Here is a 14,814-nt window from a genome sequence, read left to right on the forward strand (position 1 = left end):
TATCCGCTCCCAGGGGTAAAGTGTATACCATCTGAGGTAGGCCCATACGCGGGAAAACCGCCCCCGTTTAAAGGTAAAGAAGGTTCTTGCGGCTGGATTCCGGCAGGCCCAAGAACCTTCTTATGTCAGCAATCATATCCTTCTATTGCCAGTCTGTAAAAATGTGGTCATAGGCTTGTTTTATATGTTTTATGGGGACTATATGAATCCCTGCCAGCCTCTCGGGTATGTCTTTACGGTTCTCTTCCGGTATGAGCAGTATCTTAACCCCGGCCTGGCGGGCTCCATATATCTTTTCATGCAGGCCTCCAACGGCTTTGACTTTGCCCTGCAAAGACAGCTCCCCGGTGACGGCTATGTCCTGGCGGATAGGTTTGTTTTTGACGGCGCTCAGTATAGCCAGGTATATGGCTGCCCCGGCTGAAGGGCCGTCCACTCTTCCCCCGCCGATTATGTTTATATGTAAATCGTAGTTTTTTATATTTTCACCGCTCTCCTCCCGCAATACGGAAGCGGCATTGAATACTGAATCCCTGGCCATGGAGCCCGCCGTTTCATTAAAGCGGATAGTTCCGTTTCCCGGGCTGGCGGCAGCAAAAGCAACGGCCTCCAACTCGATTAAGCACCCCTGATAAGCAAAGGCTCCTACCCCAAATATTTTGCCGACTTCGGCTTCACCTGAAGCCCGGTTTAAGAAGTTAGGGGTGAGCCTGCTATTTTGAATGGCCTCGTACACGTGTTCCGGTCGAACCTTTCTTTCCCCTAACCCGGCCGAGGCTTCATTCAGCGCTATGGCATAAGCGTCCACCAGTATCTTATTGGCGCTGCGGCCGTCGCAGGAGTATTCGCTTATTATGGTGCTGATTTTGCTGTCTATATCTATTTCCAGTTTACGGGCCGACATAGATATAATCTGCCTGATATGCTCCTGGGTAAGCGGTTCAAAAAAGATTTCCATACAGCGGGAGCGGAAGGCCGGACTGATCTGCTCCCGCTCCCGGGTAGTAGCTCCTATTAGAACGAAGTCAGCGGGTACACCCTGCTCGAACATCTGCCTGATGTAACGCGGTATGCGTTCATCCTGAGGGTCATAGTAGGACGATTCAAAGAAAACCCGCTTGTCTTCCAGTACCTTGAGCAGTTTGTTCTGTAAAACCGGATCCATGTCGCCCAATTCATCTATAAAGAGTATTCCCCCATGAGCATCCGAGACCAACCCCTGCTTGGGTTCGGGGATACCGTCATCCGCCAGTTCCCGTCGTGCTCCCTGATAAATGGGGTCATGAACCGAACCCAGCAGGGGATTGGTGGATTCACGCGGATCCCAGCGCAGGGTAGTCCCGTCTACTTCAATAAAAGGCGCTTCTGCAGCGAAAATACTGTCGGCTCTGGCCTTCACCACTTCCAGGGCCAAACGGGCACAGGTGGTTTTGCCCACCCCGGGCGGGCCGTAAAGAATGAGGTGCTGCGGGTAGGGATTGTTAAGTCTGGATATCAGCGTTCTTACCGCTTTATCCTGGCCGATGATTTCGTTGAGGGCGGAAGGCCTGAGTAGCTCCAGGGCGGAGCGATTGAGATGGGTATGTTCCATTTTTTCGAGTATGCCCAGTTTTTTTAAGGTACGGGCATTCTCCAGTGAAGCCTTCTGTTCCTTCATAACCTCCAGTTTAATATCACGGACGTAATCGCTGTACTTCTGGTTCATTCTTTCCTGGATGCGGATTTCTAATTCGTCTTCCACCTTGCGCCGGGCATAAATATCGGCCAGCAGTTCCTCCAATTCATCCAGCAAAGCCGGTATCTGCTTCTCCCCCATCTTATCGTTGATGGTGGGATTTTCCTTCAGGATGCGTCTGAGGGCCAAAATCCGATCCTGTAAGCTTATCGAGCTCATCAGGTCTATGGCATCGAATTTGCTGGCCCTCATTATTAGTCCCTGGGTACCGTAAATGGCATCCAGTTTTTTGTAAATCGATTCAATTCGCCACAACAGCCTGTCTGGGTGCGTATCAATTCCGGTATCTTGAGTCGAATACTGCTTCAATTTGAATATCCTCCCGGGTATTAATCCGCTGCCTCAACCCGTACCATGATCTGCGCCTGTAGGGACGGATATATTTTTAGTTTGACCGGATATTCACCCAGATGTTTTATCGGGTCGCCCAAATCAACCTTTTTCTTGTCCAATTTGACCTTGAATTCCTGGTTAATGGCCTCACTTATTTCCCGGGCGGTAACGGCTCCGAAGAGTTTATCCCCCCCGCCTACCCGGGCCGCTATTTTCACACTTTTGCCGTCAAGGCGTTCAACCAGAGCCTGGGCTTCAATTCTTTCCCGGTCTTTCTGTTTTTGCAGACGGATGGCCTTTTCTTCTATCTCTTTGAGATTGCCTTTGGTAGCTTCCGTAGCCAAACCTTTGGGAATTAAGAAATTGCGGGCATAGCCATCGGAGACTTCCCTTACTTCCCCTTCTCTACCCAGGTTTTTAACGTCTTGAACCAATATGACCTTCATATTCCGTCCTCCTTTTCCAAGCGTAATTTTCTATAATCCAGTAAAGCATCAAATACACCGATTATACTAAAAAATATTACTGCCGAAGGCAGGAAAAATATACTCAGTATAATCAGGGCGATTGCATACCATTTCCGGTAAACAGTCTTTTGCTGCCTTAGCTTAAATAAAACCGCCGACAGCCCAAAATACACAGAAACGGGAACCATTACCACCAGGAGATTGGAACCGGCATAATAAAGGCTGTTCATCTCGTCCCGGCCCAGCAACCACAGGGCCAGACCGATAATAACCACCCAGGCAAGCTGCCAGGGCATAATCTCATTTGTATAAGGCCTCTTTTTTAGACGCTCTAAATCTGCCCGACGGTACAGAAAAACGGGTAAAAAAAGCATGGAAAATGATGCCAAAATAGCCTGAAGATAGTAAAAGGCGGGCAAATGCCGCGCAGTAGTTTTTATCATTTGCTCCATGCCGTTTTCCAGTTCTTCGCGGTCTATGCCCCGTTTCTCATAAAGTTCCATAATTCCTGATTGCTCGAATTCCTGCATGCTTTCCTGCAGATAAAGGTTCAGCTGTTTCTCCATTTCGCCGGTACCGCTTTGTCCGGTGGTAGCATATATCACCATTATAAACAGGGTTACCCCGGCCACAGCTGCGGCCATGCCCCATTTTTGCACCTGATAATAATCCTGGCCCCGGTTGACCAGCAAACTCATAACCAGAGCGGATAGGCCAAAAAAAGCCAGGCAATAGAATAATACACTGCCTCCAGCGAAGAGATAGAGTAAGAGCATATTAAACAGCACCAGGCTAAGCAGCTGTTTCCAGTTAAGATAGACTGCAGCGAGAATCAGGCTGCCGCCCCAAAAAACTGCCGTTACCAGGGTTAATGAAGGTAAGCCTGCCATTAATAATGACAAAACCGATGTGACGACAAGATATTTTATAAATCCGGGCATCCTTCACCTCTTGCTCTTCTCCAGGTATACCAGCAGCCCCGCCAGCTCTTTTTGCCAGCTATCGCTATCTGGAGAATTATCAACGCTTATCCTTAATTTTTCCTTTATTTTGGCATCCACCGCCAGAAAACTCACCCCTACCCGCTGCCCCAGCAGGTAGCAAACAATTATAATAGAAGCCAGAGCATCACCAACAGCATCATTGCTATTTTTAAGAAGGGCTTTGAAGAGCTCCGCCACCGAGTCTACCAGCTCGGCTTTAAACCAGTCAACCATTTTCAGGTTCTTGGCTACATCCAGTTCTTTGCTCCTCCCTTTCAAAACATACACCTCCCCCTGGCTTTGTTCTTCATGAGGAGGGTTATTTCCTGCTTTGACTCTGGTGCGCCATATATTTAAGCCCTCATAACTGAGGGCTTAAAGCGACTTTTATTCAGATGTATAAGGTAGAAGAGCCATGGTTCTTGCTTTTTTAATGGCTACCGTAAGCTGTCTCTGGTGATGGGCACAATTGCCGGTGATTCTCCGGGGCAGGATTTTGCCCCTTTCGGTAACATAACGTCTAAGCTTCGGCACTTCCTTGTAATCTATGTGTTCGATTTTATCAGCACAGAAATTGCACTGCCGCCTTTTTTTGCGCCTGTCTTTTTTCAAGTTTTTCCCTCCTATCAGAATGGGATTTCATCATCTTCACCCGGATCCACTATATCAATGTCTTCCAGACTGACCTCGCGTCCCAGGTCGTTCCAGTCATCCTGCCGGGGTTTGCCCTGATTATAAGCGCTGCCTCCGGAACTTGTCCCACTCTTTTCCAGGAACCTGACATCCTCGCCGATTACTTCCGTAACCCATCTTTTTTGCCCATCCTGCGCCTCGTAGCTGCGAACCTGCAGCCTTCCCTCAACTGCCACCAGTCTCCCTTTAGCCAGATAATTGGCGCAATGTTCGGCCAGTTTGGACCAGACAACAATCGGAACAAAATCGGTTTCTTCCCGCTTAAACTTGCGGTCAACAGCGACCGTAAATGAAGCTACTGCAGTTCCGTTAGGTGTATACCTCAGTTCCGGGTCGCGGGTTAAACGACCAATCAATATGACTCTGTTTAACAAGGCTCTCCCCCCTTAGCCTATTTCTCATCCTGGCGAATAATTATATGGCGCAGGAACCGATCCGATAATTTAATGACCCTGTCCAGTTCGGCAACAGTTTCCGGCTTGCCTTTAAAGAACCATACGCTGTATATACCTTCGATATAGTCCTCAATGTGATATGCCAGCCGTCTCTTGCCCCAGCCGTCAGCTTCACCAACAAATTCACCGCCAAAATCAGCAATAATGGTTTTCAACCTTTCCTTGCTTTCGGTGATGGTTTCTTCCGCTAAATCCGGCTTAAGAATGAACATCATCTCGTACGTGCGCATCACTACACCTCCTCCCTGTGGACTAACCCGTAAACGGGAATGGCTCCGGTTTTAACCGGAGCAGGGACTGGAATTGATTATACCAGTATTATTAAAGTGATGCAAGAAGATATGAAAGCCGTTGTCGTTAATCAGTGATAATGTCATGGTATAACTCTTCAGGGAAAATGTCATCCCCCAGAAAAGATATAATGGGAGGATGAAATTAGAAATGAGCAAACAAGAAGCAAGAAAAATAACTATCATCGAAGAACTGTTGGCAGGCCGGTTTACAAATAAGCAGGCTGCAGAGCTTTTAGACCTCAGTGTAAGACAAGTACAGCGGATGAAAGCGGAGGCATCCGCAAATGGGGTTATAAGTATTTTGCATAAGAATAGAGGACGGAAACCGGCTAATGCATTGGATCCTGAAGTTGCTGAAAAAATCTGCCGAATTTATCAAACGGAGTTGTCCGGATATAATTTTTGTCATGCTACCGATGTGCTTGCTGAAGATAAAGATATTTTTGTTTCGGTAAGCACTGTCTCAAGGTATCTTAGGGCCAGTGGTATTCGCTCTCCAAAGGCCAAGCGCAGACCCAAGAAACATCGTTCCAGAAATGCCCGGGAGCGCGAGTGTGAAATGATTCAGATGGATGCTTCCAGCTTTGATTGGCTTGGCAATGGTTCCTACTTGCACCTGCACGGTGCGGTTGACGATGCCACTGGTCGTATCCTGGCTCTTCATTTCGAAAAGGAAGAAACCTTTGAAGGTTATTGTGAACTGATGTTTCAGATGAATCAGAATGGGCACCTGCCAAGAGAAATCTACACTGATGGCAGAACCGTTTTTGTTTATAACAGCAAAAAGAAAAAGGAATTAACCCTTGAAGAAGAATTGGCCGGCAAAGTGGAAAAGCAGACTAACTTTGCCAGAGCCCTTAAAGAACTCAACATCCTGTTAATCATTGCCCGGTCTGCTCAGGCTAAAGGTGGTATTGAAAGGCTCTGGGAGACTTTACAGGACCGTTTGGCGAAAGATATGCAGCGTAAAGGAATTTCTTCTATCGAACAGGCTAATGATTTCCTAAAGCATTATATTCCCTACTACAACCGTAAATTCGCCGTCCAGGCTGCCAGCCCGGAAAAGGCCTATTTGCCTAAGCAAGATATGTCTGCATTGCAGTTGATTTTTGCCAAGCATGTAACAAGAAAAATCGATTCAGGGCTTTCCTTTTCCTTTGAGAACCATAAATACCGTCTGCCTGCCAAGGTGGAAAATATAAAAGTCCCTGCATCCCCTCATGATACGATTACTGTAGCAACCAGTAAGCATATCGGAATGCAGGTCCTTTACAAAGGCCTCGTTATTAAACCCGAATTGCTCAAAACTCAGCCCAAGGAAAGTATAGTACAAATACCTCAGCAGGACAATTCCTTGAATAGCCTGCCGGCTCAGCCCAAAATCAAGCCAAAGAACAAATCACCTTGGTTCGCATATAGTGAAATCTTCTATTCTAAGAGCCGCAGCAGGGATGACATTTCTGCTGCTGAGTTATCTAGGTAAAGGGGTGACATTTTCCCTGACCATTGACAGAAGATATGAAAGCCGTCTAAAGGCGTCCCCTTATCAAGAGGCTTTGCAGTTCTGATACCGGCTTCTCAATGATGCAGGTGTCATTAAACAGAGCCTTCAGTATGGCTACTTTCCCACCTCCAGCACCGCTGCGAAAGCCAATTATGCAGAAACACTCGTTCCTGGGCATGTTCTGTACACTGACCAAATCTCCTACGCTGAAGTTATTGCCGGGAACAAGTTCCAGTTTCATTTTTATCTCCTCCCCGGGCCCACAGTTAATCATGGTGTATTATATGCACCCTGGAGGTCGCGTGTTAAACAGCAGCTACGGTTCTACCCGCAACATCCTTTTTTCAAACTGCAGGCGGGGAAGCATGACAATACGGCCGCACCCCTGGCACTTAATCTTTATATCGGCGCCCATGCGAATTATCTGCCAGGTAGCACTGCCGCAGGGATGCTGTTTCTTCATGCGAACGATGTCGCCCAGATTAAATTGTTTGCGTTCCACTTTATCCTCCCCCCCTGATGGCCAATCAGATACAGGTTCGCTTAATTATATGCGGATTCGCTAAAGTGTTATTTACTGCTACTGCAACCGCGCTTATTTATTGATGTTGTTTAGCACCCTTATCGGTCTAAAACCTTTCCCCGTTACCCGGCCGATATTAAAACAGGTACAATTTCTTTTTCCCATAGCCGCCTGCAAAGCCGGGGCTTTTTCTTCGCTTACTGCTATCAACAAGCCGCCAGCCGTTTCCGGTGAAAAAAGCAGATCCATTATAACCGGGTCAACTTCTCCGGCTATTTCGACTTTATCGGCCAGATATTCACGGTTGGTATAGGCGCCTCCCGGTATAAGCCCCATATTGGCATATTCCAATGTACCGGTCATAAATTCCACCCGGCCGGCATAAAGCTCAACCTCAACATCGCTGCCGGATGCCATTTCAAAAAGATGTCCTATAAGGCCAAAACCGGTAATATCAGTAGCGGCATTTACCCCCACTTCCTGCATAGCCTCGCAGGCATTACGATTCAGCATGGACATCCATCTGACCGCTTCCTCATGAGCCTCTTCTGAGGCCATCTCGGCTTTGATCGCCGTGGCGATAATCCCATTGCCCAACGGTTTGGTCAAAAATAACCGATCACCCGGACAAGCGCCGGCATTACCGATTATTTGGCCCGGATGCACCAGACCGGCAACGGCCAGACCATATTTGGGTTCATTATCATCTACGGTATGCCCTCCAACCAGAAATGCCCCCGCTTCTTTTACTTTCGACAATCCCCCTTCCAGTATCCCCCTTAATATTTGCATATCCTCACACTGGGGGAAGCAGACTACGTTCATAGCCAGCAGGGGGCGGCCGCCCATGGCATATATGTCATTAATGGCATTGGTAGCGGCGATTTGCCCGAAAACATAAGGGTCATCCACCATAGGGGTAAAAAAATCCAGGGTCTGGATTAAGGCCAGATCCTCGTTCAATTTGAATATCCCTGCATCATCCCGGGTGTCAATGCCTACCAGCAGGTCGGGATGAGTAGGTACGTCAATATCCTGTAAAACTTTTTCCAGGGTCCCCGGCCCTATCTTGGCAGCTCACCCTGCCGCCCGGACCATCTGGGTTAGTTTCACTATATCCATTTACCCCAACCTCCTGTTAACATATTTAATGCTAGAAGACGCTGCTTGGGCAAGGAATTAACGCAAAATCACCTTTTTGCGGCGAATCAGCAACCTAAACAGGAGTTGCGCTTTCCTTTGAATTTCCCTGCTTCCGCGTCACTGATCACAACTAATGGTTTGTAGCGGTTGTTCCTGGCAGTTTTTTTATATTAAAGTTATTGCGCTCCTTATATTTTTTTCCGACTGGCCCGTTTTTTGCGGGCTGCCGGCTGGGGAATTGCGCCAAACTCCTGCATAAAAGCCCGGTAAGCCTTGTAGGCCATATAAACATCAGCCTTGCTGACCACTTCAAAAGGTGAATGCATCCCCATAACGGCCACGCCGCAGTCTACCACTTCCATGCCGTAGTAGGCCATATAGCGGGCTACGGTGCCGCCACCACCCAGATCTACCTTGCCTAGCTCGCCTACTTGCCAGACTACATCATGGCGGTCAAACAAGGCCCGCATAGCTCCCAAAAATTCAGGGTTGGCATCATTGGATTCCGCTTTCCCCCGCGAACCAGTGTATTTGGTCAATACAACTCCCTGGGAAAGGAAGCTGCAGTTCATCTTCTCAAATACTTCCGGATAATTAGGGTCTACCGCAGCGTTTACATCCGCCGACAGAGCATAGGAAGCAGCCAGGCTCTTGCGCAACATGAAGTAATCATGCTGTCCGGCTTTATGCATAACCTCGGCCATTATATTCTCTATCAGCAGCGATTGCAAACCGGTGTTGCCGGTGCTGCCAATCTCCTCTTTATCCACAAACAGACACAGCGCCGTTCTCTCCGGTTTATCCACTTCCAGTATCGCCTGCAAAGAGGTATAGGCACTTACCCTGTCGTCCTGACCGTAAGCCCCTACCATGCTCCGATCCAACCCAACCTCGCGGGCGGCATAGGCGGGAACCAGTTCCAGCTCCGCACTGGTAAAATCGTCTTCTTCTATATCATAACTTTCTTTTAGCAATTGCATAAAATATTTTTTAATATTTTCGCTGTCCTCGTCCTTCAGAGGAATACTTGCAGCCATAGCATTGAGGCTTTCGCCGCTTACTGCTTCCGCTGCCTTCTTCTCCATTTGCTCCTTGGCCAGATGCGGCAGGAGGTCGGCTATGGTAAATACCGGGTCATCTTCCTTTTCTCCTATGCATATCTCTGCCTTCTGCCCGTCCTTTTTAATTACTATCCCATGCAGGGCCAGAGGCATGGACACCCACTGGTACTTTTTGATGCCGCCATAGTAATGGGTCTTAAGCAGAGCCAGGCCGTCAGCCTCATACACGGGCCGGGCCTTGAGATCCAGCCGGGGGGAATCGATATGAGAAGCAACCAGGTTAATACCCTCTTCCAGAAGGCGTTTGCCGATTACCAGCAGCCCGCATATTTTACCCTTTTCGGTGATTATTAACTTTTGCCCCGGTTTCAACTCCTGAACCTGGTTTAAGTCCGTAAAACCGTTCCGCCGGGCGCTATCAACAATATAATCCACGGCCTCCCGCTCCGTCTTGACCGAGCTGAGAAAATCAATATACCCTGCATTGAATTTATAGACCTGGGCTAACGTCTGATCATCCAAACGCATCCAGGCATTACGTTTCAACCCTTCCTTTTTATCAGCCAATGGAATCAACCTCCTCATTGTTATTTAAAATTAGATTACCCTATGCTCCAAGCGGCTTATACGCTAGTTCATGCTCGTCCCGGATTTCTGACGGGACCGCGGTTTGTTCAAAACAGGCTTTTCAGATGCGTAAACAACTTTAAAAGGGGCTCTAATAAAAGCGAATTATGCATATACTGAGTAACAAAGAATGCCCCTGACATACCCATCTGGGCTGCCAACTCCAGGGGAGAAAGCAGGATACCAGCCAATACCGCTAATATTACCAGATTCTTAAGCAATAAAAGACCCATTCCCAGGCTCCGGTTGACTCCAGACAGTATACCATGGGCAAACAGGCTATCCAGCAATTGGCAGATTGCCTGTACAAGCTTGCTCCCCAGCAGAAGAATCAGCAGGAATGACAAGGCGGTAAAAAGTGTCGTCGCCAGATATGATGCCGGATCTGCCCATTGAGGAGCATAGCCCAATACTTTTATCAGACCGGGGTCAAGAACAGGTAAGGGAAGCTTTTCTCGTAAAAACCCGACCAATAGAGTATTAACACCTAAAGTCTTCTCGAGATATTGGGTCAGTTCCCGGTGGAAGGCAATAGCGGCCAGCAGCCCTATTAATACTCCCGCAAGGCCGCCTACTACATTAAAAAGGCCTTTCCTTAAGCCAGCCAGGGCACTTAACAGCAACACAGCTATAATAAGGTAATCAAGTACATTAAGCTGCATATCGTCCCCCACGATTTTAGATTATCCATATTATAGCATAGCTGCGCATTAAGCGGCATATTGCTTGCCCGTTCCATGGTAAGGTGAATTTTTTCAGCGCCAGGTCGGAAACACCGCCCCGTTCTTGACAAAAGGCTGCCGGCTTGCTATTTTGAAAGTATTGGGATACCTATAATCTAACCTGAAGAATTATCTTCTCCTGAAATTTATACCGGTTATCTCCGTAGATAATAATAGGTTACGGTCCAAATTATCTCACGGTTATTATGATAATCTTAGCCTTAAATAGGGGGATAGAAATGGATTTTTTTCAGAGTGTCAGTGATTTAAGCGTAGCCATGGTAATAAATTATATTCGGGCTTTCGGCATGCTGGCTCCATTAGTGGCTTTTTTGCTATTTACGATACAGGCTGCCCTGCCTGTATTCCCTTACATAGTCCTGGCCGTTGCCGGAGGGTTGCTGTTCGGTTTTAAAATGGGCTTTATATTATCCTGGCTCGGGGCCCTGACGGGGGCTTGCCTGGCCTATTGGATTTGTAAACTGATCGCCGGAGACTGGGCCCAAAACAAAATAAAAAGCCGCCTGGGTTATGACCTAAAAAAAATGGATGCGGAAATGGCTTTCTGGACCATAGTTGTTGCCCGCATTATCCCGGTGGTACCTACGCCTATCATAAATGTAGCTGCTGCCCTGGGAGGCGTTTCCTTCTGGAATTTTTTCTTTTCTTCGGCTATTGGCAAAATACCATCTGCGGTTCTCTATACCGGTCTGGGCATTTGCCTCTTCCAGACCCGTGATATTAAATTGACTCTGGGTATACTGGCGGCCATCCTGGTTCTGGCTGGAGTCGGGCGCTACATGCGCAAGAAGAGCCGCCTCCACCTGCCCACACGCTCATCCTCCTGAAATTATCAATGTATGCTATCGGTTAATATAAAAATACGCTTCCCTGCCAAGGGTTTTGTACGAATAGATTAAGCCCCCAACATAATCGCCTGCTGTTCGGACAGTAATTCTTACTATCCCCTCCCTAATTCCCTCTAATCGCAATATAGTGCATATTACTATGCATTAGAAGCAAATGCCAATATTGACAGTCGCTTCAATTACATATAAGGTATTGTACAAGTATAAATTTTTGGGTAGGCGCCGAAGTCTTGAAGACGCGGGGGAACCATCTTTTTGGGGGGCGAATTTCTGTCCGGGGCAGGGGCGGAATAGGGTCAACCCGGATCCGAGTCCGACAGCTAACCTCGCAGGCGATACGGGTCTTTGGTTTTATCCATCGGAAAACCAAGCAAAATAACCAATTGTAATCGTCTATTAACCTTATTGCTTAAATGCATTTAAGGCATTTAACTATTTATGGTTCCCTTCATGCTTCACCGCAAAGTGTCCTGCCGGTGAGGAGGTTTCATTGATGAGCACAATTAAATATTACCTGCAACGGTTCCGGCCAGCAAGCTGGTCATTGGTTGCTGTCCTTCTGTTCACCCTGCTTGGAGCCGGGTGTGGGGGAGGCAGTACGTCTACCGGAGGCAATAATGCCGACTCGGATAAACCGGTGTTGGTGTTGGCCGACGTTACCTGGGATAGCGTACAAGTCCATAATCGCATAGCAGGCTTTATAATTGAACATGGCTATGATTATCCCCCCTGTGAGTACCTGTTTGGCGATTCCCTGCCTCTGTTGCAGGGCTTGAGCAAAGGCAGTATCGATATTTATATGGAGGTTTGGGCCGACAACTTCCCGGAAGCATGGGACAAGGTACTGGCCGACGGCACGGTTAAAAACCTGGGTATAAATTATCCCGATGCTCCCCAGGGATGGTATGTCCCTACCTATATGATCAAGGGTGACCCTAAACGCGGCATTGAACCGGCTGCCCCTGACCTCAAATCGGTAAGTGATTTGCCCCGGTACCGGGAATTGTTCAAAGACCCTGAAGTCCCTAATAAAGGCCGCTTTCATAACAGCCCCCCGGGATGGGCCGTAACTGATTATAACCAGGAAAAAATGAAAGTTTACGGTCTGGATACAGCCTTTAATGTCTTCAGCACCGGCTCTGACACTGCTCTGGCTACCTCCATGGTATCAGCCTACGAAAAAGGCAAACCCTGGCTGGGATACTACTGGGAACCTACCTGGGTGATGGGTAAGCTGGACATGACTCTGCTGCAGGAACCAGAGTTCGATCAGGCTACCTGGGACAGTAATCGTGGTTGCGCCTTTCCTAACGCTGAAGTTCTTATCGGCATTAACAGCAAGCTGGAAAATAAATCACCTGAAATAGTAGCTTTTCTGACAAACTACTCTACCTCTTTGCAGCAGAATAATGATATCACGGCTTATATGAATGATAATAACGGCAATGCTGAGGCTGCTGCTATTTACTTCTTAAAGCAATATCCCGAGGTATGGAAATCATGGATTCCGCAGGATGCAGCCCAAAAAGTCGCCGAAGCGCTAAAAGAGGTGAATTAATTATGGAAAGCAGTGGTTATCTGATGGAAGTAAAGCATCTCTGGAAAGTTTTTGGGGATAATGACAGTCCCTTTAATATGGAGGATTATTTATCCGGTTCAGGTGACACGGAGGCGGAAGGCCAGGTAGTAGCTGTCCGTGATGTCTCTTTCAGGCTGCCAGAAGGTGAAGTTTATGTTGTCATGGGGCTTTCCGGCAGCGGTAAGTCCACCTTGATTCGCTGTCTTCTGCGCCTGATTGAACCTGATTACGGGCAGATATTGGTTGAAGGGCAGGATGTAACGGCCATGGACCGGCAACATCTGACGGAATTTCGCCGCACCCGGGTGGCCATGGTTTTTCAGCATTACGGGCTTCTACCGCACCGAACGGTACTGGAAAACGCTGCCTTTGGACTCAAGCTACGGGGAATGGAGCGACGGGAAAGAGAAACTCGAGCCCGGCAGGCTCTCGAAAAAGTAGGGCTGCGGGATTGGGAAAATCATTACCCCGCCCAGCTTTCCGGGGGTATGCAACAAAGAGTAGGAATTGCCCGGGCCCTGGTACAAGATGCCGATTTGCTCTTACTGGACGAACCTTTTAGCGGTCTGGACCCCTTGATAAGAAGGGAAATGCAGGATGAACTCCTGCGCTTACAAAAAGAGCTGCATAAAACTATGGTTTTTGTCACCCATGACCTTAATGAAGCCCTGCGCCTGGGCGACCGCATGGCAGTGATGAAAGAGGGGACGTTCGTTCAGGAAGGCCGCCCCCGCGATATTGTAATGAATCCAGCTGATGAATATGTACAGCGCTTCGTACAGAACGAACAGAAAATATCTTTGATAAGAGAAAGCACCGACAAAAAAAGCCCTGTAAACACGATACCTGCTATCGGGGTAAAGGCAAAAAAGGCGGTCGGTTCCGGGAGGTGAAAACTTGTTTCCCCCACAATTTAATTTTCATGTTGGACCTTATGTTAATGACTTTATTGATTGGCTTTATCGTACCTTCAGCCCGGCATTTGATGCTTTTGCCAGCAGTATGCGGAGTCTGCTCATTAATGTTGAAGCACTCCTGCTGGGTGTTCCCTGGTGGGTGTGGATTATTATTGTCACCCTGCTGGCCTGGCGCTTAACCCATAATGTTATAAAGACCTTACTACCAGGGCTGCTAATGTTTACTATTGGTATGTTCGGTCTCTGGTCCATTGCCATGGAAACCCTTTCCATAGTAATGGTATCAGTACTGCTATCCCTGGCTATAGGGGTTCCCCTGGGTATAGCCATGGGCATTTCCGACCGGATTAACGCCATTTTTACTCCGGTACTGGATGCCATGCAGACTATGCCCAGTATGGTCTATTTGATTCCCGCCATGATGTTTTTTGACCTGGGTAAGGTGCCCGCTATTGTGGCTACTTTCATTTATGCTATTCCCCCGGTGCAGCGGCTTACCAACCTGGGAATCAGACAGGTCTCCGCGACCATCCAGGAGGCTGCCATAGCGTTTGGGGCTACCCCCTGGCAGTTGATGCGGGAAGTGCGTTTTCCCCTGGCCATGCCATCAATACTGGCGGGAGTTAACCAGACTACCATGATGGCCTTGTCCATGGTAGTTATCTGCAGTATGGTAGCCGCCGGCGGATTGGGCGAAGAAGTTCTTTTAGCGGTTAACCGCGTTGATGTAGGTCGGGGATTTGAAGCTGGCTGGGCCATAGTAGTGCTGGCCATAATAATTGACCGTTTAAGCCAGAGTGCAGTGAGCAAATGGGAAAGTCCCCGCAATTAGTGTCGTATCGCTGTTAGAGTCTTGATGGCTATATCGGGGGTAAAGAGTTTTTCACAACAATTACATATATTGTATAAT

General features: G+C 48.0%; 17 protein-coding genes and 1 riboswitch. Of the genes, 5 read left to right on the forward strand and 12 right to left on the reverse strand.

The window, feature by feature from the left end; all coding sequences use genetic code 11:
- Window positions 1–142 precede the first annotated feature (142 nt).
- The 7 genes from lonC to rpsF form a co-directional block, all read right to left on the reverse strand.
- The gene (lonC, locus tag ACU70B_RS14815; protein WP_447184281.1) at window positions 143–2,044 is read right to left on the reverse strand and encodes a Lon family ATP-dependent protease; all 1,902 of its coding nucleotides are present in this window, start codon (window positions 2,042–2,044) and stop codon (window positions 143–145) included.
- A 20-nt stretch (window positions 2,045–2,064) separates the two neighbouring features.
- Window positions 2,065–2,514 carry a 50S ribosomal protein L9 gene (gene rplI, locus ACU70B_RS14820; protein ID WP_447184282.1) on the reverse strand — a complete coding sequence of 150 codons (450 nt, stop codon included), beginning with the start codon at window positions 2,512–2,514 and terminating at the stop codon, window positions 2,065–2,067.
- Complete coding sequence (locus tag ACU70B_RS14825; protein ID WP_447184283.1) at window positions 2,511–3,476, reverse strand: DUF2232 domain-containing protein; 966 nt, start codon at window positions 3,474–3,476, stop codon at window positions 2,511–2,513. Before ACU70B_RS14825 ends, rplI begins: the two co-directional genes overlap by 4 nt.
- A gap of 3 nt (window positions 3,477–3,479) precedes the next feature.
- Window positions 3,480–3,806 carry a MazG-like family protein gene (locus ACU70B_RS14830; RefSeq protein WP_447184284.1) on the reverse strand — a complete coding sequence of 109 codons (327 nt, stop codon included), beginning with the start codon at window positions 3,804–3,806 and terminating at the stop codon, window positions 3,480–3,482.
- Window positions 3,807–3,905: 99 nt separating this feature from the next.
- Window positions 3,906–4,130: a 30S ribosomal protein S18 gene (gene rpsR, locus ACU70B_RS14835; protein WP_447184285.1), complete on the reverse strand. Its 225-nt coding sequence runs from the start codon at window positions 4,128–4,130 to the stop codon at window positions 3,906–3,908.
- Window positions 4,131–4,144: 14 nt separating this feature from the next.
- Window positions 4,145–4,585 (reverse strand): single-stranded DNA-binding protein, encoded by a 441-nt coding sequence (locus ACU70B_RS14840; protein ID WP_447184286.1) that lies wholly within the window; start codon window positions 4,583–4,585, stop codon window positions 4,145–4,147.
- 17 nt (window positions 4,586–4,602) lie between these two features.
- Window positions 4,603–4,896 (reverse strand): 30S ribosomal protein S6, encoded by a 294-nt coding sequence (gene rpsF / locus ACU70B_RS14845; protein ID WP_447185795.1) that lies wholly within the window; start codon window positions 4,894–4,896, stop codon window positions 4,603–4,605.
- A gap of 211 nt (window positions 4,897–5,107) precedes the next feature.
- On the opposite strand from rpsF, the gene ACU70B_RS14850 reads away from it, so the two are divergent.
- The gene (locus tag ACU70B_RS14850) at window positions 5,108–6,442 is read left to right on the forward strand and encodes an ISNCY family transposase (protein WP_447184287.1); all 1,335 of its coding nucleotides are present in this window, start codon (window positions 5,108–5,110) and stop codon (window positions 6,440–6,442) included.
- A 46-nt stretch (window positions 6,443–6,488) separates the two neighbouring features.
- Here ACU70B_RS14850 and ACU70B_RS14855 read toward each other — a convergent pair whose 3' ends face one another.
- From ACU70B_RS14855 to ACU70B_RS14875, 5 genes are all read right to left on the reverse strand, one after another.
- On the reverse strand, window positions 6,489–6,704 hold the full coding sequence (locus tag ACU70B_RS14855; protein WP_447184288.1) for a hypothetical protein: 216 nt from the start codon (window positions 6,702–6,704) through the stop codon (window positions 6,489–6,491).
- Between the two features lie 75 nt (window positions 6,705–6,779).
- Window positions 6,780–6,965 (reverse strand): DUF951 domain-containing protein, encoded by a 186-nt coding sequence (locus ACU70B_RS14860; RefSeq protein ID WP_447184289.1) that lies wholly within the window; start codon window positions 6,963–6,965, stop codon window positions 6,780–6,782.
- 93 nt (window positions 6,966–7,058) lie between these two features.
- A complete protein-coding gene (gene selD / locus ACU70B_RS14865; protein ID WP_447184290.1) occupies window positions 7,059–8,108 on the reverse strand; it encodes a selenide, water dikinase SelD in 1,050 nt (349 codons plus the stop codon).
- Window positions 8,109–8,317: 209 nt separating this feature from the next.
- Window positions 8,318–9,757, reverse strand: coding sequence for an aminopeptidase (locus tag ACU70B_RS14870; protein ID WP_447184291.1), 1,440 nt, complete (start codon window positions 9,755–9,757; stop codon window positions 8,318–8,320).
- A 107-nt stretch (window positions 9,758–9,864) separates the two neighbouring features.
- Entirely contained in the window at window positions 9,865–10,479 is a 615-nt protein-coding gene (locus ACU70B_RS14875) for a CvpA family protein (RefSeq protein WP_447184292.1), read from the reverse strand.
- A 299-nt stretch (window positions 10,480–10,778) separates the two neighbouring features.
- Here ACU70B_RS14875 and ACU70B_RS14880 point away from each other — a divergent pair, with 299 nt between their 5' ends.
- From ACU70B_RS14880 to ACU70B_RS14895, 4 genes are all read left to right on the forward strand, one after another.
- Entirely contained in the window at window positions 10,779–11,387 is a 609-nt protein-coding gene (locus ACU70B_RS14880; RefSeq protein WP_447184293.1) for a TVP38/TMEM64 family protein, read from the forward strand.
- A gap of 231 nt (window positions 11,388–11,618) precedes the next feature.
- A riboswitch (cyclic di-AMP (ydaO/yuaA leader) is annotated at window positions 11,619–11,758 on the forward strand.
- 143 nt (window positions 11,759–11,901) lie between these two features.
- Window positions 11,902–12,966 carry an ABC transporter substrate-binding protein gene (locus ACU70B_RS14885; RefSeq protein ID WP_447184294.1) on the forward strand — a complete coding sequence of 355 codons (1,065 nt, stop codon included), beginning with the start codon at window positions 11,902–11,904 and terminating at the stop codon, window positions 12,964–12,966.
- A 2-nt stretch (window positions 12,967–12,968) separates the two neighbouring features.
- Window positions 12,969–13,880 carry a betaine/proline/choline family ABC transporter ATP-binding protein gene (locus ACU70B_RS14890; RefSeq protein WP_447184295.1) on the forward strand — a complete coding sequence of 304 codons (912 nt, stop codon included), beginning with the start codon at window positions 12,969–12,971 and terminating at the stop codon, window positions 13,878–13,880.
- A gap of 4 nt (window positions 13,881–13,884) precedes the next feature.
- Entirely contained in the window at window positions 13,885–14,736 is an 852-nt protein-coding gene (locus ACU70B_RS14895) for an ABC transporter permease (RefSeq protein WP_447184296.1), read from the forward strand.
- Window positions 14,737–14,814: the final 78 nt, after the last annotated feature.

It is taken from the genome of Syntrophomonas curvata (assembly GCF_052976825.1).

Coding starts and splice junctions, on each gene's coding strand:
- rplI (WP_447184282.1), bottom strand. CDS start 2,514: ATGAAGGTCATATTGGTTCAAGACGTTAAAAACCTGGGTAGAGAAGGG.
- ACU70B_RS14825 (WP_447184283.1), bottom strand. CDS start 3,476: ATGCCCGGATTTATAAAATATCTTGTCGTCACATCGGTTTTGTCATTA.
- rpsF (WP_447185795.1), bottom strand. CDS start 4,896: ATGCGCACGTACGAGATGATGTTCATTCTTAAGCCGGATTTAGCGGAA.
- ACU70B_RS14850 (WP_447184287.1), top strand. CDS start 5,108: ATGAGCAAACAAGAAGCAAGAAAAATAACTATCATCGAAGAACTGTTG.
- ACU70B_RS14855 (WP_447184288.1), bottom strand. CDS start 6,704: ATGAAACTGGAACTTGTTCCCGGCAATAACTTCAGCGTAGGAGATTTG.
- ACU70B_RS14875 (WP_447184292.1), bottom strand. CDS start 10,479: ATGCAGCTTAATGTACTTGATTACCTTATTATAGCTGTGTTGCTGTTA.
- ACU70B_RS14880 (WP_447184293.1), top strand. CDS start 10,779: ATGGATTTTTTTCAGAGTGTCAGTGATTTAAGCGTAGCCATGGTAATA.
- ACU70B_RS14885 (WP_447184294.1), top strand. CDS start 11,902: ATGAGCACAATTAAATATTACCTGCAACGGTTCCGGCCAGCAAGCTGG.
- ACU70B_RS14890 (WP_447184295.1), top strand. CDS start 12,969: ATGGAAAGCAGTGGTTATCTGATGGAAGTAAAGCATCTCTGGAAAGTT.